The organism is Micromonospora lupini str. Lupac 08 (assembly GCF_000297395.2).
In the GTDB taxonomy this organism is placed as follows: domain Bacteria; phylum Actinomycetota; class Actinomycetes; order Mycobacteriales; family Micromonosporaceae; genus Micromonospora; species Micromonospora lupini.
Genome location: NZ_HF570108.1, coordinates 1101400 through 1119388, shown reverse-complemented (window position 1 = coordinate 1119388; position 17989 = coordinate 1101400). Strand labels below are relative to the sequence as shown.

General features: G+C 71.4%; 18 protein-coding genes, 1 tRNA gene and 1 other RNA gene. 5 read left to right on the top strand and 15 right to left on the bottom strand.

The window, feature by feature from the left end:
• Window positions 1–8 precede the first annotated feature (8 nt).
• Both MILUP08_RS06460 and MILUP08_RS06455 read right to left on the bottom strand, forming a co-directional pair.
• Entirely contained in the window at window positions 9–626 is a 618-nt protein-coding gene (locus MILUP08_RS06460) for a hypothetical protein (protein WP_144056869.1), read from the bottom strand.
• Window positions 627–661: 35 nt separating this feature from the next.
• On the bottom strand, window positions 662–1144 hold the full coding sequence (locus MILUP08_RS06455) for an RNA polymerase sigma factor (RefSeq protein WP_144056868.1): 483 nt from the start codon (window positions 1142–1144) through the stop codon (window positions 662–664).
• Between the two features lie 251 nt (window positions 1145–1395).
• Between MILUP08_RS06455 and MILUP08_RS06450 the strand changes: the two genes are divergently transcribed.
• Window positions 1396–2643 carry a hypothetical protein gene (locus MILUP08_RS06450; protein WP_007455880.1) on the top strand — a complete coding sequence of 416 codons (1248 nt, stop codon included), beginning with the start codon at window positions 1396–1398 and terminating at the stop codon, window positions 2641–2643.
• A gap of 60 nt (window positions 2644–2703) precedes the next feature.
• Here the strand turns inward: MILUP08_RS06450 and MILUP08_RS06445 are convergent.
• A tRNA-Ala gene (locus tag MILUP08_RS06445) sits at window positions 2704–2776 on the bottom strand.
• Between the two features lie 88 nt (window positions 2777–2864).
• The gene (locus MILUP08_RS06440; protein ID WP_007455878.1) at window positions 2865–3455 is read right to left on the bottom strand and encodes a YqgE/AlgH family protein; all 591 of its coding nucleotides are present in this window, start codon (window positions 3453–3455) and stop codon (window positions 2865–2867) included.
• Between the two features lie 173 nt (window positions 3456–3628).
• Between MILUP08_RS06440 and MILUP08_RS06435 the strand changes: the two genes are divergently transcribed.
• Window positions 3629–4429, top strand: coding sequence for an S-methyl-5'-thioadenosine phosphorylase (locus tag MILUP08_RS06435; protein ID WP_007455876.1), 801 nt, complete (start codon window positions 3629–3631; stop codon window positions 4427–4429).
• A gap of 142 nt (window positions 4430–4571) precedes the next feature.
• Window positions 4572–6167: a benzoylformate decarboxylase gene (gene mdlC / locus MILUP08_RS06430; protein WP_007455875.1), complete on the top strand. Its 1596-nt coding sequence runs from the start codon at window positions 4572–4574 to the stop codon at window positions 6165–6167.
• Between the two features lie 19 nt (window positions 6168–6186).
• Here the strand turns inward: mdlC and MILUP08_RS06425 are convergent, their stop codons facing one another.
• The 10 genes from MILUP08_RS06425 to pruA form a co-directional block, all read right to left on the bottom strand.
• Window positions 6187–7134: a hypothetical protein gene (locus MILUP08_RS06425; protein WP_039905494.1), complete on the bottom strand. Its 948-nt coding sequence runs from the start codon at window positions 7132–7134 to the stop codon at window positions 6187–6189.
• Window positions 7135–7178: 44 nt separating this feature from the next.
• Window positions 7179–7667: a hypothetical protein gene (locus MILUP08_RS06420; RefSeq protein WP_007455870.1), complete on the bottom strand. Its 489-nt coding sequence runs from the start codon at window positions 7665–7667 to the stop codon at window positions 7179–7181.
• 151 nt (window positions 7668–7818) lie between these two features.
• A complete protein-coding gene (locus MILUP08_RS06415) occupies window positions 7819–8475 on the bottom strand; it encodes a hypothetical protein (protein WP_007455868.1) in 657 nt (218 codons plus the stop codon).
• Window positions 8476–8696: 221 nt separating this feature from the next.
• Window positions 8697–9072, bottom strand: a transfer-messenger RNA (tmRNA) gene (ssrA, locus tag MILUP08_RS34135).
• 104 nt (window positions 9073–9176) lie between these two features.
• Window positions 9177–9656 (bottom strand): SsrA-binding protein SmpB, encoded by a 480-nt coding sequence (smpB, locus tag MILUP08_RS06410; protein WP_007455863.1) that lies wholly within the window; start codon window positions 9654–9656, stop codon window positions 9177–9179.
• 151 nt (window positions 9657–9807) lie between these two features.
• Window positions 9808–10683, bottom strand: coding sequence for a permease-like cell division protein FtsX (gene ftsX / locus MILUP08_RS06405; protein ID WP_007455861.1), 876 nt, complete (start codon window positions 10681–10683; stop codon window positions 9808–9810).
• 67 nt (window positions 10684–10750) lie between these two features.
• Window positions 10751–11431 (bottom strand): cell division ATP-binding protein FtsE, encoded by a 681-nt coding sequence (gene ftsE, locus MILUP08_RS06400; RefSeq protein ID WP_007455859.1) that lies wholly within the window; start codon window positions 11429–11431, stop codon window positions 10751–10753.
• Between the two features lie 118 nt (window positions 11432–11549).
• The gene (gene prfB, locus MILUP08_RS06395; RefSeq protein WP_007455858.1) at window positions 11550–12671 is read right to left on the bottom strand and encodes a peptide chain release factor 2; all 1122 of its coding nucleotides are present in this window, start codon (window positions 12669–12671) and stop codon (window positions 11550–11552) included.
• Window positions 12672–12735: 64 nt separating this feature from the next.
• Window positions 12736–13251: a PadR family transcriptional regulator gene (locus tag MILUP08_RS06390; RefSeq protein WP_007455856.1), complete on the bottom strand. Its 516-nt coding sequence runs from the start codon at window positions 13249–13251 to the stop codon at window positions 12736–12738.
• Between the two features lie 175 nt (window positions 13252–13426).
• Complete coding sequence (pruA, locus tag MILUP08_RS06385) at window positions 13427–15055, bottom strand: L-glutamate gamma-semialdehyde dehydrogenase (RefSeq protein WP_007455852.1); 1629 nt, start codon at window positions 15053–15055, stop codon at window positions 13427–13429.
• 583 nt (window positions 15056–15638) lie between these two features.
• Between pruA and MILUP08_RS06380 the strand changes: the two genes are divergently transcribed.
• The gene (locus MILUP08_RS06380) at window positions 15639–16751 is read left to right on the top strand and encodes a hypothetical protein (RefSeq protein ID WP_007455850.1); all 1113 of its coding nucleotides are present in this window, start codon (window positions 15639–15641) and stop codon (window positions 16749–16751) included.
• Window positions 16752–16891: 140 nt separating this feature from the next.
• Here the strand turns inward: MILUP08_RS06380 and MILUP08_RS06375 are convergent, their stop codons facing one another.
• Window positions 16892–17401, bottom strand: coding sequence for a DUF6912 family protein (locus tag MILUP08_RS06375; protein WP_039905490.1), 510 nt, complete (start codon window positions 17399–17401; stop codon window positions 16892–16894).
• A 218-nt stretch (window positions 17402–17619) separates the two neighbouring features.
• Here MILUP08_RS06375 and MILUP08_RS06370 point away from each other — a divergent pair, with 218 nt between their 5' ends.
• Window positions 17620–17847 carry a helix-turn-helix transcriptional regulator gene (locus MILUP08_RS06370; RefSeq protein WP_007455847.1) on the top strand — a complete coding sequence of 76 codons (228 nt, stop codon included), beginning with the start codon at window positions 17620–17622 and terminating at the stop codon, window positions 17845–17847.
• Window positions 17848–17989: the final 142 nt, after the last annotated feature.

Genomic DNA, 17989 nt, shown 5'->3' with positions numbered 1-17989 from the left:
TCCCCGGGTCAGCTCACGACGGACCGGCAGTTCATCGGGGCGCCCTTCGGCACCAGGGCCCAGGCCACCTTCGCGTAGCCCTGGCCCTTGTGCACCGGGAAGACGCTGAAGTGCAGAATGCTGCCCTTCGGCATCTTCGCCGGCGCGATCACCCACTCCGAATCGCCGTACACGCCGTCCTCGTTGGCCCCGTCGATCGGGTCGAACGTCAGGACGTCCTTGATCTGGGGCAGCTCCTTGCCCTCCGGCGTGCACAGGACACCGGCCTTGACGACTGTCGGAACGCCCGCGTCGGCAAGCGCCTTCTCCAGTGCCTCGGGGTTGATCACCTGCTTGGACTTCAGGCGTAGCTGCACCGACCCGTCGGCCAGCTTGGCCACCGAGAACGCCGCGGGTTCCATGGCGGGTGCCGCCTGTTCCGCGGCGGGCGCCGCCGCGCCGCCGGTCGGGGTCGAGCCGGAGGGGCCGGCGCCGATGGGCAGAGCCAGGGCGAGGGCGGCCACGGCGGCGAGTCCGCCACCGGCGACCACACCGAGCACGCCGCGGTGACGCCGGCGCGCGCGGCCGCGCTCCTCGATCGCCTCGACCGGCCGGTCCATCCGCACGTCGGAAAGGGTCCTTCTCATCGCGTTCAACACCTCATCCTCATCCATTTCGATTCCTAACTGGTGACGGGCACGAATTGCGCCCGCAGGGCCGCTGTGGCACGAGACAGATGGACGGCTACGGTCCGCGGTGAGATGCCCAGTTCATCGGCGACGGTGTTGGTGTCCAGGTCGAGCCAGACCCGCAGCACGATCACCTCACGTTGCCGTTTCGGCAGCCGGCGAATGGCGGCGAGCATCGCCTGGTCGACATCGCGAACGTCGTCGTCGAGCCGAGGCAGGTCGTGTCCGTCGAGGGCGATCTCGCGCCGGCGCCGCCGCCACCAGGACACCCGGACGTTGAGGGCGGTGCGCACCACCCACGCCGCCGGTGCCGGATGCCGGCTCACCTTCCGCCAGGACGCCCAGGCCCGCGCGAACGCCTCAGCGACCAGGTCCTCCGCCAGCGCACGATCACCCGTCGCGGCCAGTACGGCACGCAGGCAGTTGTCCCGGCAGCGCTGATAGAAGTCCGCGAATTCCTTCCGCTCTTGCTCCACACCTGGCACACGCATCAGGGCCCTGATTCATTTACCGCGCCGGTGGAAAAACTGCCGAATCTCGGCGCGAGCCCGTCGACGGAGCCCGGTGGTCGCGATGGGCCGCGCCGGCCCAGCGCCTCGGTCTGACCGGCGAGCGGTACGGCTTGCTCGATGGCATCATGCCCTGGACTGAGCATGTTCATCGATCGAGGGGGGCGACGGTGCGCGGAGAAGACAGGTCTACGGCGGGACGGCGTACGCGGAGGCTCGTGGCCGGTGCGGTCGGCGCGTTGGCGGTGCTGGCCACCGTTCCGACGCCCGCCCGGGCCGCCACGTGGACGCCGGAGCAGGTGGTGTCCGAGGCCGGCTGGAGCGGGCAGGACCAGCCCTTCGTGGCGGTCGACAGGGACGGTGACTCGCTGCTCGCCTGGGCGGGCTGCGACAGCAGCGCGAGCAGCTGCTACGACCAGGTCAAGGCGCAGACCGTCTCCGCCGACGGCGTGTGGGGCCCGATCCAGACCCTCTCGCCGCTCGGCGACTCGGCGTCCTGGCCCAAGGTCGCCTCCGACGACGACGGCGACTCCGCCGTCGTCTGGAAGCAGGACGGCCTCGTGGTGGGCCGCCGGATGTCCGCCACTGGCGAACCGGGCCCGCTCCAGACGATTGCCACCTGGACCGCGATCAGTCCGGCCGTTGCGGTGGACCCCACGGGTCAGGCCCTGGTCATCTGGACGGAGATCCGCGACGGCGGGTTCACCACCAAGGCCCGCTACTTCGGCGCGGACAGCTCGCTCGGCCCGGAGCTGACCCTCGGCGTGGGCGAGGATCCCGTCCTTGCGATCGACCGCGACGGAACCGCCCTCGTCGTCTGGTCGGAGGACTACCAGCGGGTCGTCGCTCGGCGGGTCCGCCAGGGCCAGCTCTCCGCTCCGCGCACCATCGCCGGGGCCGCCACCGACGTCAGGTACGGCGGCGCGTCGGTCGCCCTCGACCGGGACGGGGACGCGGTGATCAGCTACCGGTGGTCGAAGGCGGGGACGCCGTCTCGCCTGCGGGTGCGGCAGTACAGCCACACCGACACGCTGGGCAGCGTCATCGCCGTGTCGCCGGCCGCCCACGAGCTGACCCTGTTCGACGAACTCGCCGGTGACCTCGACGGCGACGCGGTGCTGACCTGGGGCCGTTGGACCCCGGAGGGCACCCAGGTGTTCGGTCGTACGCTCTCCAGCGCCGGTGCCCTCGGCACGGTCACCAGGCTCGGTGTCGGCGACTGGCCGAAGGTCACCCTGGACGACGACGGGGATGGCCTGGTCACGTGGAACAATCCCAGCCCGGACTTCTCGACCACCCGGGTACAGGCCAGGACGATCGGGTCGGACGGCGCGTTCGGTACGGCCGAGATCCTCTCCCCGGACGGGCGCTACGCGCAGCCCGCGTCCAGCCCGACGGGCCACTTCTCGGTGATCTGGCAGAAGACCTCCTACCCGTCCGACATCCGGGTGCGCTTCGGCCAGTAGACGCGACGAAAAGGCGAACGCCCTGGCCGGATGATCCCGGCCAGGGCGTTCGTCGCAAGGTGGAGCCGAGGGGACTCGAACCCCTGACCCCCACACTGCCAGTGTGGTGCGCTACCAGCTGCGCCACGGCCCCTTGCTGTCGTCCCGGTCGCCCGGGCACTGGGAAACTATACACAGACCGGCCGGCATGGTCATCTCGCGGGGGTCCCCGCCCAGCCGGGTCAGTTGAGGGCCACGTCCGGCGGGAAGTGGGCGACGGCGGCCATCATGCCGCCCTGCCGGCGCAGCACCATCGGCCACAGGTCGTCCGGGCGGTCGACGAAGGCGTCGCCGGGCAGTGCGTCCAGCAGGAACCAGGACCCGTCGGCGATCTCCTGCTCCAACTGGCCGCTGCCCCAGCCGGAGTAGCCGGCGAAGACCCGGATCCCGCCGACGCTCTCCCGCAGCTTCTCCGGGTCGACGGAGAGGTCGATCGTGCCGACCGCGCCGGAGACCTGGTGGAAGCCCTTGAACCGGCGCATCGGTTGCCGCATCCGCGCCAGGCAGATCGCCGAGTCGGGCTGCACCGGGCCGCCCTCGAAGAGCACCGCCGGGTGGCGGGCCAGGTCGCTCCAGTCACCCAGCACCTCGGCGACCGGCACCTCGGTCGCCCGGTTCAGGACCACGCCGAGTGCGCCACCCGGCTCGTGGGCGACCAGCAGCACCACCGTACGGTCGAAGTTCGGGTCCTTGAGCGCCGGAGTCGCGACCAGCAGCCGCCCGGTCATCGACTCCATCGCTCGTCCGCCGATCGCCTGGCCCTCTCCCTGCATCCCACCTACCCGTCAATCGTGAGCCCGCGCCGGGGATCCGTCATTCGCCGGATCCGCACGGTGCATCGGGATCAGCCGCGCTGTCAACGCCATGCCTGGCACCATAGCCTGCGTCCACGGCGCTGGCTAAGGTCTGACCGGCGGGTGATCGGACAGTTGCGACGGAGGGCTCCATGGCACCGACTGCGGACCTCGCGGTGATCGGCGGGTCGGGCCTGTACGCCCTCCTCGACGGCACCCCTCATGAGCTGGGCACCCCTTACGGTCCGCCCTCGGACGCGGTGACCATCGCGGAGGTGGCCGGGCGGCGGGTGGCGTTCCTGCCCCGGCACGGTTCCGACCACCGGTACCCGCCGCACCGGATCCCGTACCGGGCCAACATGTGGGCACTGCGGTCCCTCGGCGTACGCCAGGTGCTGGCGCCGTGTGCGGTCGGTGGGCTGCGCCCGGAGCTGGGGCCGGGCACGTTCGTGGTGCCGGATCAGCTCATCGACCGCACCAGTGGACGGGCGCAGACCTACTACGACGAGGGTGCGGTGCACGTGCCGTTCGCCGACCCGTACTGCCCGCAGGGCCGGCGGGCCCTGCTCGCCGCGGCGGCCTCCCGGGACGTCACGGCCGTGGACGGCGGGACTGTCGTGGTGGTCGAGGGCCCGCGGTTCTCCACCCGGGCGGAGTCCCGCTGGTTCGCGTCGATCGGCGGAACTGTCGTGAACATGACCGGCCACCCGGAGGCGGTGCTCGCCCGGGAGATGGCGCTCTGCTACTCGTCGATCGCATTGATCACGGACCTGGACGCCGGGGTGCAGGCCGGCGAGTCGGTGACCCAGGACGAGGTGTTCCGGGTCTTCGCGGCCAACACCGAGCGCCTGCGGGACGTGCTGCTGGACGCGGTGGCCGCGCTGCCCGCCGAGCAGGACTGCGCGTGCGGCCGGGCGTTGGACGGAATCACGCTGCCCTTCGCGCTGCCCTGACCTGGGCCACGCGCGACCCACCGGGCAGGCCGGAGCCCCGACGGCCGGGAAACGCCCGAAAGGTCTGTCACATCCCGATAGATTCGGCTGATCGGGAGGGCGGCCGCGGTCGCCCCTGCGCGCGGCACGGAGGCAGGTGGCGATGGCAACGGTCCGGGACGCGACGTACGACGTGCTCCGCACCCTCGGCATGACCACCGTCTTCGGCAACCCCGGTTCCACCGAGGAGCCGTTCCTGCGGGACTTCCCCACCGACTTCCACTACGTCCACGCCCTGCACGAGGCCACGGCGGTGGCGATGGCCGACGGCTACGCCCAGGCGGCCGGCAGGCCCGCGCACGTCAACCTGCACACCGCCCCCGGCATGGGCAACGGCATGGGCAACCTGGTCACCGCCTGGCACAACAAGACCCCGCTGATCGTCACCGCAGGCCAGCAGACCCGGGAGATGCTGCTGTTGGAGCCCCGGCTGACCAGCCGTCGGGCGGTCGAGCTGCCCGAGCCGTACGTCAAGTGGAGCTACGAGCCGGTCCGCGCGCAGGACATCCCGGCGGCGCTGCTGCGGGCGTACGCGACAGCCGTGCAGCCGCCCGTCGGGCCGGTCTTCCTCTCCCTGCCGATGGACGACTGGGCCCAGCCCGCCGAGGCGCCGCCCGCGCCGCGCACGGTGGCGACCCGCTTCGGGCCGGATCCGCAGCGGTTGGAGATGTTCGCCCGGGTGCTGGCCGACAGCCGCAATCCGGTGCTGGTGTTCGGGCCCGGCGTGGACCGCTCGGGCAGTTGGCCGGCGGCCGTCGCGCTTGCCGAGCGGCTGGGCGCACCGGTCTGGTCGGCCCCGGCGCCGGAACGGGCCGTGTTCCCGGAGGACCACCCGCAGTTCCGCGGGGTCCTGCCGTTCGCCATCGGGCCGCTCGCCGAAGCACTGCGGGGGCACGACACCGTCCTGGTCGTCGGCGCCCCGGTGTTCCGCTACTACCCGCACGTGCCGGGCGACCACCTGCCCGAGGGCGCCCGCCTGCTGCACGTCACGGACGACCCGGACGAGGCCGCCCGAGCCCCGGTCGGGGACAGCCTGCTCGGCGACCCCGGGCTGACGCTCGCCGCGCTGCTCGACCTGGTTCCGGCCGCCGACCGACAGCCGCCGACGCCCCGGGCCGTTCCGGCGCCGCCGGAGGTCACCGTGCCGTTGAGCGCCGACGCGATGTTCGCCGCCCTGGCCGCGCACTGGCCGGCCGACGGCGTACTGGTCCAGGAGTCACCGTCCAACCTGTCCGCACTGCGCCGCCACCTGCGCATCAACCGGCCGGCGTCGTACTTCACGATGGCCAGCGGCGGCCTCGGCTACGGCCTGCCGGCCGCGGTCGGGGTGGCGCTGGCCGAGCGGGACACCGGACGCGGCCGGCCGGTGGTGGCGGTGATCGGCGACGGCTCGTTCCACTACTCCGTGCAGGCGCTGTGGACGGCCGCGCGCCTGGCGCTGCCCGTGGTGGTAGTCGTCCCGGTCAACCAGCAGTACGCGATCCTCAAGGCGTTCGCCGAGCTGAAGGACACTCCCGGGGTACCGGGGCTGGATCTGCCGGGGCTGGACATCACGGCGATCGCGGCCGGCTACGGCTGCGCCACCGAGGTGGTGCAGACCCCCGAGCAGCTCGGCGCCGCCCTCGCCACCGGCCTGCGCACCGAGGGGCCCACCGTGCTGCCGGTGCCGATCAGCACCGACGTGCCCACGATCCTCTGACCTCGCGGGCCTGGTCGGGTCAGCGCGCGGCGATCGTCAGCGGGGCGCCGGTGAAGACGTCCAGCACCGGCCGCGCCCCCAACGGGGCGCCCAGGGTGACGGTGACCGGCTCCAGCTTGAGCAGGGCGGGACAGACGCCCGGGGACCGGCTGACCGCGCCGCCGACCACGACCACGTCCGGCCGTTCCGACACCACCGGGGTGATGCCGGTGTCACACGCGCCGACGCCGAGCCGGAGGGTCAGCCGTGCGCCGTCCACCGCCACGATGTCCTGGGCGGCCACCAGCCCCTCCGGCAGTGGCTGGGTCGGCGTGGGTGCCGAGGGGACCGGCGTGACGGCCGTCGGCGCGACGGCGAGCTGGGCCACCGGGGTGGCCAGCTCCTCCACCGTGAACAGCCAGGCCGGGACCTGCGCCTCACCTCGACTCGTACGGACCGGCACGGCGCCGAGGGTCACCCCGGTGACGGTGAGCGGGAGGCAGGCCGCCTCCGTCGTGCTGGTGGCCCAGCCGTCCGGCCCGGGCTCGACCGTGGGACCGCCGGGAGTCGGCCGCCCGGGCCGCTTCGGCCGCCCCGGGCAGGGCAGCGGGTCACCCCGGTCGAGCTGTCGGTACGCCTCGGCCGCGCTGACCAGTGGCAGGGTCAACCGGCCGTCCGGGAACCGGATCTCGCCGCCGACGCGGGTGGGCGGGATGGCGACCTGGGCGCGGTACCAGCCGGACCGGAAGGCCGTCTCGGTGTCCGGCGTGAAGTGCGGGTCGCCGGTGAGCACCGTCGGCCCCTGCAACGGGACGTACCCGTCACGCCAGCCGGGACCGGGCCGCCACGCCGCGGCGACCGCGGCGGCCCGCTCGTCGAACTCGCGATGCGCCGTCGTGGTGGGCGGGGCGGCGGGCTCCGCGCCGGTCGCGGCGCAGCCCACCATGGACAGCAGCGGCAGTACGAGCAACAGAACTCCTCGACGCATGTCAGGTTCGACGAGGCCGCCGACGGACGGGTTCCCGTCTCGGCTCAGGTCTCGCCGCCCAGATCCGTCTGGTACGCCTGCCAGAGCAGGTTGGCGCCACGCCGCCGATGCCGGGCCAGCGCCCGCAGCAGGTGCCCCGCCCTGCGGCGTAGCTCGTCGGGGCTGGCCTCGGACCGCTCGGCGACCCGCTGCACGGCCAGGATCGCGGCGACGATCGCGGCGTGTTCCCGGGTCAGCAGCCGGATCCCGTGGTCGAGGCGGGGCGAGTGGGTGAGCAGCTCCCGATAGAGACCGGCCGGCCCCTCGGTGTCCCGGACGTGCTCGGCGAAGCCCTGCCCGACCGGACGCAGGCGCAGCAGCACGATCTCGCGCCAGCGCGGCTCGGTCGTCGCGACCGCGACGGCACGGGCCAGGGCGTGCAGGTCACCGGCGAGTCCGGCGGGCCTCGGCTCACCGGGGAGCCCGGCCGGATACGTGCGGGCGGCGGGCGGACGGGCGGCGACTGACGGCTGCTGGACTCCACCGGTGACCATGGCACCTCCCGCGCGGACCGCTATCCCATACCGTGATGGTGAGCCCGCCCGTTCCCCCTGTCCAGAGGCGTTTCCTGCTCATCAGTCCCAGTGGTAACAGCAGTTACTCCGGCCTCACCGGCCCCGGCTGGTACCGCCGTCGGCGGGTCGCTCAGGCGTCCGCCAGGCGCCGCAGATCGGCGGCGAGGGCGCGAGCCTCGGCACTGGGCTCCGCACCGGGTCGACCCGCCGCGAACGCGTCGGCGAGCGCGCGCAGCTCGGACGGCGGCAGGACGGGCAGACCCATCCCCCGCAGCGGGATGGTGACCCGCTGCCCGCTGGCCCGATCGCTGACGACGACGGCCGGCGACCGACCCGCACGAGCCGACGGGTCGACAGCCATCTCCCCGTGGGACCGGGAGTCGATCGATGCGATGGCGAGATCGACGGTACGACTGCGGATGGCGCCCCGCACCCGCACCCGGCTGCCGTCCAGCCACGCGGCCGTACGGAGCACCCGCAGCACGAGGTAGACGCCGAGCAGGACGAACGGCAGCCCGCACAGCCCGAGGAACGGTCCGGGCCCTTCCGAGCCCCCTCCGGAGTCCCGCAGCGCGGGCGGCAGCATTCCCGGCGGCAGGTCGCGGGCCTCCTCGTAGGAGGCGAAACCGTCTCCCGGGCCGGTGAGGCGGCGCACCAGCCCGCCGGCGAGCAGGGGCAGCAGCACGAACGCCGCACCGACCGCGGCGACGAGGACCCCCGTCACCACCGCGACCGTGCGCTGGCCGGCCGACGCGCCGACCGACAGGCGCAGCTGCTGGTTCGTCACAGCGGCAGCGTAGGCGTCGGCGAGGCGCTCGCAACCCCCGGGCGTCGGTGGCGGTCCTGACTCCCGCTGATCCACCCCAGGTCGCCGATGTGGGCGTGCCCGAACGTCCGGACACCACCAGGTCGGCGATGTGGGGTGGATCAACCGCCTCGGCTTCTCCCGGTCGCCCGTCGGATACGACGATGCGCCCCGGCCGTCGGCCGGGGCGCATCGCTTCGAGGTGGTGGAGGTGCCGGGAATCGAACCCGGGTCCTTCGCCGGTTTGTCAGGGCTTCTCCGAGCGCAGCTCGCTGTGCCTCTACTCGGCCCCACCGCTCACGCGAGCAAGTTGGTGTGACGGGCCCAGTCGCTGATTGATCTCGCCGCACGGACCCCGCGACCGGGTCCGATTGGCCAGCCTTCTAGCTGATGCCGGCTACTGGGACGAAGGCGTTCCCAGGCCGACAGACTTAGCTACTCGCCTCAGGCGGCGAGAGCGAAGTCAGCGCGATTGTTCTTGGCGCTTATAAGTTTCCGACGACCGATTCTCGAGACGACGTCGGCTTCCTCGGCTCGCTTCCCCTGTCGCTGCGTACGAAGTCGAAACCAGTCACCCCCTCGACAGGCCACCGATGTGGTGGCACTGACAAGACTAACGCCTGCCGCAACGGCTTTCATCCCGAGCCCCGGGGCGACGCGCCGACCCGGACAAAAGGGATTACTTAGTCGTCCATTCCCTTGCCGCGTCGACCGGACACCCGGGCGATCTCCCGGTCCGCGTCGCGCTTGGCGAGATCCTGGCGCTTGTCGTACGACTTCTTGCCCTTGGCCAGGGCGATCTCGACCTTGGCCCAGCCGTCGGAGAAATAGACCTGCAACGGGACGATGGTCAGACCGCCCTCGCGGGTCTTGCCGAGAAGCTTGTCCAACTCGCCGCGGTTGAGCAGCAGCTTGCGCGTACGCCGGGGCTCGTGGTTGGTCCAGGTGCCCTGCGTGTACTCCGGGATGTGCATGGAGTGCAGGAACAACTCGTTGTCGCGCTCCTGGGCGAACGCGTCGACAAGCGACGCCCGCCCGGCCCGCAGCGACTTGACCTCGGTGCCGGTCAGCGCCATGCCCGCCTCGTACGTGTCGAGGATCGCGTAGTCGTGGCGGGCCTTCTTGTTGGAGGCGACCACCTTGCGCCCCTTCTCCCGTGGCATCGGCGCCACCCCCTCTCCCAGAACGTCCGTCGCCGGGCTCACCCCGGCCGGACAACCGATCATGCTACCCGAACGACAAGGACCCTCCCGCGCCGTTTATTTCCGGCCGCGGGAGGGTCCCGAAGTGTCGACGGGACGACCCGTACGCTGCCTAGACCCGCAGGTAGAAGCGCAGGGTGATCCAGGCGGTGCCGGCGCTGACCAGGCCACCGACGCCGGCCATCAGCGGGAAGATGAACAGGATGTCACCCCAGCTGATCGGCGACAGCAGACCCTGCAACGCCTTGAGCGACCCGTCGAAGAGCAGATACTTCGCCGCGACCAGGGCCACCAGGCCGAGCAGTGAACCGATCAGGCCGGCCACCACGGCCTCCAGCACGAACGGCGCCTGGATGAACCAGTTGGACGCGCCGACCAGCTTCATGACCGCCACCTCACGCCGCTTGCTGTACGCGGCGACCTGGATGGTGTTGGCCACCAGGAGCAGTGCGGCGATGGCCATCACGATCGCGGCGGCCAGGGCGATGTTCTGGATCGCGGTGAGGACGTCGAAGATCTTGTCCAGCAGACGGCTCTGGTCGACGATCTCGTCGACACCCTCTTTGTCCTTGTACTGGTCGTAGATGTCCTTGTACTGCTCCGGGTTGTTCAGCTTGAGCCGGAACGACTCGGGCAGCTGGTCCGGCTTGACGGCGTTGACCAGGTCCGGCGCGTCCTGGTACATCTCCTGGAACTTCTTGTACGCCTCGTCCTTGTTGACGTAGATGACTTCCTTGACCAGGGGGTTGCTCTTCAGCTGGGCGTCCAGGTCGGTGCGCTGCTGCTCGCTCACCTCCTGGCTCAGGAAGATCGAGACCTCGATGTTCTTGTAGTAGAGGTCCTTCATGTCGTCAACCTGGCGGTACATGAGACCGCTGGCGCCGAGCATGGTCAGCGAGACCGCCATCGTGATGATCATCGCGATGGTCATGGTCACGTTGCGCCACAGTCCGACCAGTACCTCGGACAGGACGTATTTCACGCGCATCGGGATTTCCTCCGGGTCTCCGGCATGAAGTGTTCGTCGTCAGGCTGCGCAGGGGTGGAGCGCCGGCTCACCCGTAGACGCCGCGGGCCTGGTCACGCACGATGCGACCGCTCTCGATCTCGATGACGCGGCGGCGCATCTGGTTCACGATGTTGGAGTCGTGGGTGACCATCACGACGGTCGTGCCGGTGCGGTTGATCCGGTCCAGCAGGCGCATGATCTCGATCGAGGTGTCCGGGTCCAGGTTTCCGGTGGGCTCGTCCGCCAGCAGGATCAGCGGACGGTTCACGAACGCCCGGGCGACGGCGACCCGCTGCTGCTCACCACCGGACAGCTCGTGCGGGTAGCGGTGCTCCTTGCCACCGAGCCCGACCAGCTCCAGCACCTCCGGCACGACCCGGCGGGCAACCGCCTTGGTCTTGCCGATCACCTCGAGGGCGAACGCCACGTTCTCGTACGCGGTGCGGTTCGGCAGCAGCCGGAAGTCCTGGAAGACGCAGCCGATCGAACGCCGGAAGTGGGGTCGCTTCCAGGAGCGCATCGACGTGACGTCCTTGCTGTTGACGATGACCCGCCCCTTGTTGGGGGTGACCTCGTGCAGCAGCATCTTGATGATTGTGGACTTGCCGGAGCCGGATGGACCGATGAAGAAGACGAACTCGCCCTTCTCGATCGAGACGGACACGTTGTCGAGCGAAGGCCGGGACGCCTTCGGGTACGTCTTCGTCACTTGCTCAAGCTGAATCACGGGTGGTGAGTCTACGCGGTGTAACAACTGAGCCAAGCCCCACGCCCCGCAGAAGCGGCGCGCGTCGTCGAATCAGGCCCTCACCTGGAGATCGACGACGCGCTCCGCCCGCGAGCCGTCACGCACCGTCGTTGGCGAGCTGACGCTGCTTGCGCCAACGGATGCCGGCCTCGATGAAATCGTCCAACTCGCCGTCGAAGACCCCGCTCGGATTGCCGGTCTCCTGCTCGGTTCGGAGATCCTTCACCATCTGATACGGGTGCAGGACGTAGGAGCGCATCTGGTCGCCCCACGAGCTGGTGCCGCCGCTCTTGAGGCCGGCCATCTTCTCTTCCTCCTCCTGGCGCTTGCGCTCCAGCAGCCGGGCCTGGAGCACCCGCAGCGCGGAGGCCTTGTTCTGCAGTTGGGACTTCTCGTTCTGGCAGGTCACCACGATGCCGGTCGGGATGTGGGTCAGCCGGACCGCGGAGTCGGTGGTGTTGACGCTCTGCCCACCCGGCCCGGAGGAGCGGTACACGTCGACGCGTACCTCGTTCTCCGGGATGTCGATGTGGTCGGTCTGCTCGGTCACCGGCAGCACCTCCACGCCCGCGAAGCTGGTCTGCCGGCGGCCCTGGTTGTCGAACGGGCTGATCCGGACCAGCCGGTGGGTGCCCGACTCGACACTGAGGGTGCCGTACGCGTAGGGCACCTTCACCGCGAAGGTGGCCGACTTCAGGCCCGCCTCCTCGGCGTACGAGGTCTCGTAGACCTCGGTCGGGTAGCCGTGCCGCTCGGCCCAGCGCAGGTACATCCGCAGCAGCATCTCGGCGAAGTCCGCCGCGTCCACGCCACCGGCGCCGGCCCGGATGGCGACAAGCGCCTCCCGGGAGTCGTACTCGCCGGAGAGCAGGGTGCGGACCTCCATCTCCTGGATGGACTTGGTCAGGCTGGTGATCTCGGCCTCGACCTCGGTCAGCACGCCCGGGTCGGCCTCGGCCTCGGCCAACTCCAGCAGCACCCGCGCGTCGTCGAGCTGGGAGCGCAGACTGCCCAGCTTGCTGATCTCGCCGTTGACGTACGACAGCTGCGAGGTCACCTGCTGCGCCTTGGCCTGGTCGTCCCACAGGTCGGGGGCGGACGCCTCCTGCTCCAGGCGGGCCTTGTCCTCGTGCAGCCGGTCCAGATTGAGGACGGCCTCGATGTTGCGCAGGGTCGCGTCGAGTTCCTTGAGCTGTTCGGCGTAATCGGCAGCGGTCACGACAGACAAGCGTACTGTGCCGGGAGCAGCACAGCTCGTTCCGTGTCGGCGAACCCGCCGGAGATCACCCGACGGGGGCGGACTTCAGCCACGACAGGGCCGCCCGGTGGTAGGCGACGGCGAACTCCAGCGCGCTGGCGTCGTACGTCTCGCCGTCCCGTTTGGCGTTCTTGACCTGTTCGCGTACCTGAGCGAGGGCCTCGGTGTGGTATTCGTTGGCCGAGGCGTACAGGCTCTTGAGCTGGCTGGACGAGTGCAGGTTGCCGAAGGCCATCCGCAGCGCTATCGGGTTGCGGATGGTGTCCCGCCCCGGGTTCTCCGCCAGCCAGCGGGAAAATGTCCGTTTCCCGCTCGCCGTGAGCGCGTACGGCTGGCTCATGCGGGGGCCCGGCTTGCCGAGCCGCACGTAACCCCGCTCGGCCAGCACCGGCAACTCACGGTAGACCTGACTGCGGGTCATCGACCAGTACGGCGCCAGACGGCGCTCAGCGGCGGCCATCAACTGACCGCCTGTCATCGGGCCCTCGTGGAGGAGCCCGAGAAGGGCCGCCGCCGTAGGGTTGACTCCGGATTCCGCCATGCCCGTTACGCTGCCACTTTGCGCTGCCGGCGTCCAGGATTTGGCAGTTTGCCACCCGACAGGACTTCCTATGTGCACTGTCGGCGGCAGACTGTCCGTTGAGGACTATCGATGGATCAGGGTCCTCGGCCGACCGCCGGCGGCGCTACGCACGCCGCCGGCGGGTCGCCGCAGGTCAGCCCATGTGGGGGTACGTGTGGTCGGTCGGCGGCACGAAGGTCTCCTTGATCGTCCGCGGCGACACCCAGCGGACCAGGTTGAGCCAGGAGCCCGCCTTGTCGTTGGTGCCGCTCGCCCGGGCACCGCCGAACGGCTGCTGCCCGACCACCGCGCCGGTCGGCTTGTCGTTGATGTAGAAGTTGCCGGCCGCGTACCGCATGCGCTCGCCGACCGCGTCGATCACCCGACGGTCGGTGGCGAACACCGACCCCGTCAGCGCGTACGGGGCGATCGACTCGGCCTGCGCGACCACCTCGTCGAAGCGCGCGTCGTCGAACACGTGCACGCCCAGGATCGGCCCGAAGTACTCGGTGGTGAAGGTCTCGTGGGCGGCGTCGCCGCACTCGAAGAGCGTCGGTCGGACGAAGTATCCGACCGAGTCGTCGGCCGTGCCGCCGGCCAGGACCCGGCAGCTGTCGTCACCGGCGATCAACTCCAGCGCCGCGGTGTGCCGGGCGAACGCCTTGTCGTCGATCACCGCGCCGCCGAAGTTGCCGAAGTCGGCAACGTCGCCGTAGGTGAGCGAGTCGGCGGTGGCGGCCAGGCGGTCCCGCAGGCCACCCTCCCAGAGCGAGCGCGGCACGTACGCCCGGGAGGCCGCCGAGCACTTCTGGCCCTGGTACTCGTACGCGCCCCGGATCAACGCGGTGTGCAGGGCGTCCACGTCGGCGCTCGTGTGCGCGACCACGAAGTCCTTGCCGCCGGTCTCGCCGACCAGACGCGGGTAGCCCCGGTAGCGGGCGATGTTGTCGCCGACGGTCCGCCACAACTGCTGAAAGACCTTCGTCGAGCCGGTGAAGTGGATGCCGGCCAGGTCCGGGTCGGCGAGCACCACGTCGGAGACCTCCTCGCCCCGACCGGTGACCATGTTGATCACGCCGGGCGGCAGGCCCGCGGCCTCGAACAGCCGCATGGTGAAGTGCGCGGCGAACTGCTGGGTCGGGCCCGGCTTCCAGATCACCGTGTTGCCCAGCAGGGCCGGCGCCGACGGCAGGTTGCCGGCGATGGCAGTGAAGTTGAACGGGGTGACCGCGTAGACGAAGCCCTCCAGCGGGCGGTGGTCGAAGCGGTTCCAGACGCCCGGGGAGGACGCCGGCTGCTCCTCCAGCAGACGCCGGGCGAAGTGCACGTTGAACCGGAGGAAGTCGATGAACTCGCAGGCCGCGTCGATCTCCGCCTGGATCGCGGTCTTCGACTGGCCGAGCATCGTGGCGGCGTTGAGGGTGTCCCGCCAGGGGCCGGCGAGCAGTTCGGCGGCGCGCAGGAAGATCGCGGCGCGCTCCTCGAACGGCAGCGCCCGCCACATCGGAGCGGCGTCCTTGGCCGCCTTGATCGCGGCGCGGGCGTCGTCGTGGGTGGCGTGCGCGGTCACGCCAAGCACGTGGGCGTGCTTGTGCGGCTGCACCACCTTGATCGGATCGCCGGCCGCCATCCGCTGCTCGCCGCCGATGGTCATCGGCAGGTCGATGCGCTCGGCGGCCAGCTCGGTCAGCCGCCGCTGGAGCCGCTCCCGGTCTCCGCTGCCCGGCTCGTAGTTGCGAACCGGCTCGTTGCGCGGCTCGGGTACGGAGAACACGGCATCCATCAAGGCTCCTGGCGATCTCGACAGCAGTGGCGAAACCGGACCCGCGGGCACCGACCGGACGGCCGGACACCGGACGCCGCGCGGGAGGGCCGAGCAGCGGCGGGACCTCCCACGATTCTTTCACGCGGGGGTGCTGGGCTCGCCTCCGCCACCTCCGGTGCTCAGGACCGGTTGCCCTTCCTCTCCTTACCAGCGCGTCGTGGTGGGCTGGGGCGACCGTCCCCGGCTCCGGGACGTGCTCGCGGTGGTGGGGCTGGGGCGACCGTCCCCGGCTCCGGGACGTGCTCGCGGTGGTGGGGCTGGGGCGACCGTCCCCGGCTCCGGGACGTGCTCGCGGTGGTGGGGCTGGGGCGACCGTCCCCGGCTCCGGGCGGTCAGGCTTGATCCCTCCGCCGGGGACGGTCGCCCCAGCCCCGACGTCGGTCACGGTCCGCGGGTCCGTTGCGCTTCGCCGGGGTACGGCGGGTTACTGCTGATCGGCTGGTAGCCCCTCCCGACTCATGAGGTGTGGCTCGTTCGGTGGGGGTGGCGGTGGTCCGCGTACCCTGAATGGTCGGTGACCTGGCGCCTCGAAGGGGAGACGATGACCAAGCAGCCCGGCCGCGTCCCAGCCGCGGAGTCGGACCAGCCGGCGGTCGACGCGGCCACCCCCAGCGGCCGGCCGGCGCCCGCGCCCGGCGCGGCAGTGCTCGCGCTGCTGGCGCTCGGCTGGCTGGCCGCCATGCTCTGGTCGACCCGGGAGGCCATCACCTCGGCGGCGGCAGGCATCACCGCTATCAGCCTCTCCGCGTTCGCCCTGCCCGGTGTGATCTCGGCCGCGCTGGTGGCCGGGGCCGCCACCGCCCTGGCCGGCGGCAACCTGCTGACCCGGCGGTACGGCGACGGGGCGACCCTGCGGTTCGTCGGCGCGATCGGCGCGGGAATGGTGGTCGGGCTGGCCGCCGCGCTGGCGATCAACCTCACCTACTTCGACACCTCCACCACGAACGTGATCGCCGGGACCACGGCGGCCGCCGCGATCATCGGCGGGGCGATCGCCGGCGCGCGAACGGCCCCGGCGGTCGGCGCGGTGGTGACCGCCGCGCTTGGCGCGCTGGTCTTCGTGGTGGCGTTCAGCCGCGCCCGGGACCCGCTGTTCGACCTCTTCGGCGCGGGCGACAGCCAGCAGTCGCTCGTCGACGCGGCCAAGTGGGTGTCGCGCACCGAGTCGCTCATCGGCGGGCTGCTGGCCGGGCTGCTCGCCTTCGGCTACCTCACCTGGGCGCGTCGGCGAACGCTGCGGCGCGATCCCCGGACGCCCGCGCTGCGCTGGCCCGCCTACCTGCTCGCCGGCGCCGGGCCGGGCCTTCTCCTGCTGCTCGCCGAGGTGATCATCCGGATCGGCGGCCGGTCCCTGCTGGACCTGGCCAGTGCGCTCAGCGAGGCGGACGCCGTGGCGCAGACCTCGCTGGGCACCTCGCGGGTGGACAACGGCATCTGGATGCTCTTCGTGGGGGCGCTTACCGCGCTGATCGCGTTCGGCCGCACGCTCGGCCCGGCGCACACCGACGACGACCCCGCCGTGGCCGACGACTCCGGCACCGCACCGGCGGCAGCCGAGGACGGAACCGGGGCCTGGACCGGCGAGGACGAGGTGGAGGCGACCACTGGCGACGCCGTCGACGTCGACCCGGCTCGGGCCGACCCGGCTCGCTGACCGCTACCGGCTCGCCTGACCGGTGCCGGCCTGCGGGCCGCCACCGGCCTGCGTGACCACCAACGGCTGCCCAACCGCTACCGGCTCGCTGACCGCTACCGCCTCGCCTGACCGGTGCCGGCCTGCGGGCCGGCAGCGGCTCAGTCGGTGGCGCGCAGCAGCAGGTCCAGCTCCGTCACGTCGTACCACTCCAGCTCGTGATCCTCGGCGCCGTCGACGGTGAACTGCGCGTCCGGGTCGCCGGCGGCGGCCTCGGCCACCACGTCGGCCGCGGCGGCGACCTCCTCGACGGCGTCCGCGCCGTCCACGTGGATCGCCGCGACGGCGCCCACCGGCACGGTGTCGGCCAACGTCACAGTGCTGGAACCCAGCTCACCGTCGCCACGGCCCAGTGCGGCGGGCGGCAGGTCGACCGAGACGACCACGCGGCGACGGGGGGCGGCCGGGTCGGCCCTGAGCAGGTGCAGCGCGTCCTGGGCGGCCCGGGTGAACGCGACGTACTCCAACTCCTCCTCGTCGCCCTCGGCGTACCACTCGCGCAGCGCGGGCGTCACCGCGTGCGCCCGGTCGGCGGTCAGCCCCTGCTCGCGCAGGCGGGCCAGCATGGGTACGGTCGCCGGCACGTACACCCGGACAAGCTCGTCGGTCACCGGTCGTCTCCCCGCTCGGTCCTGTGCCGGCGGCAGCCGGCACGGGCGCAGATCATGCCGCACGCCGTGACCGTCATACACCCCGCCTCCGGCCGGTGGAAGTTTCCCGCCGGTGTGTCCGGCCACCGATTGGCCCGCCGTCGAGCCAGGTGGATGCTGGGCGGTAGGCCCTGTCGATGGCAAACTGAGGCAAACGACGTCAACCCCTGGAGTTTTCTGTGGAGCCGAGGTTCCTGCTGCTCTCCGACGTGGCCACCGAGCTGAACGTGTCGGACTCGCAGGTCTACCACATGGTCCGCAGCGGGGAACTGCCGGCGATCAAGATCGGCGGGCGCGGTCAGTGGCGGGTCGAGCGCGCCCGCCTGGAGGAGTACATCGCGCAGAAGTACGCCGAGACCTCCGACTGGGTACGTGACAACCCCCTCGTCGACCGCGACCCGGAGTAGGCCCGGCCCGGCCCAACGGGCGCAGTGCGTGATCCACTCCGGATCGCCGAAGTGGGGCGGTCCGGCCCACCTGGATACCGCGATGTCGGCGAACCGGAGTGGATCATGCCGGAGAGTGGTTCGCTCGTCACCGAAGGAATTG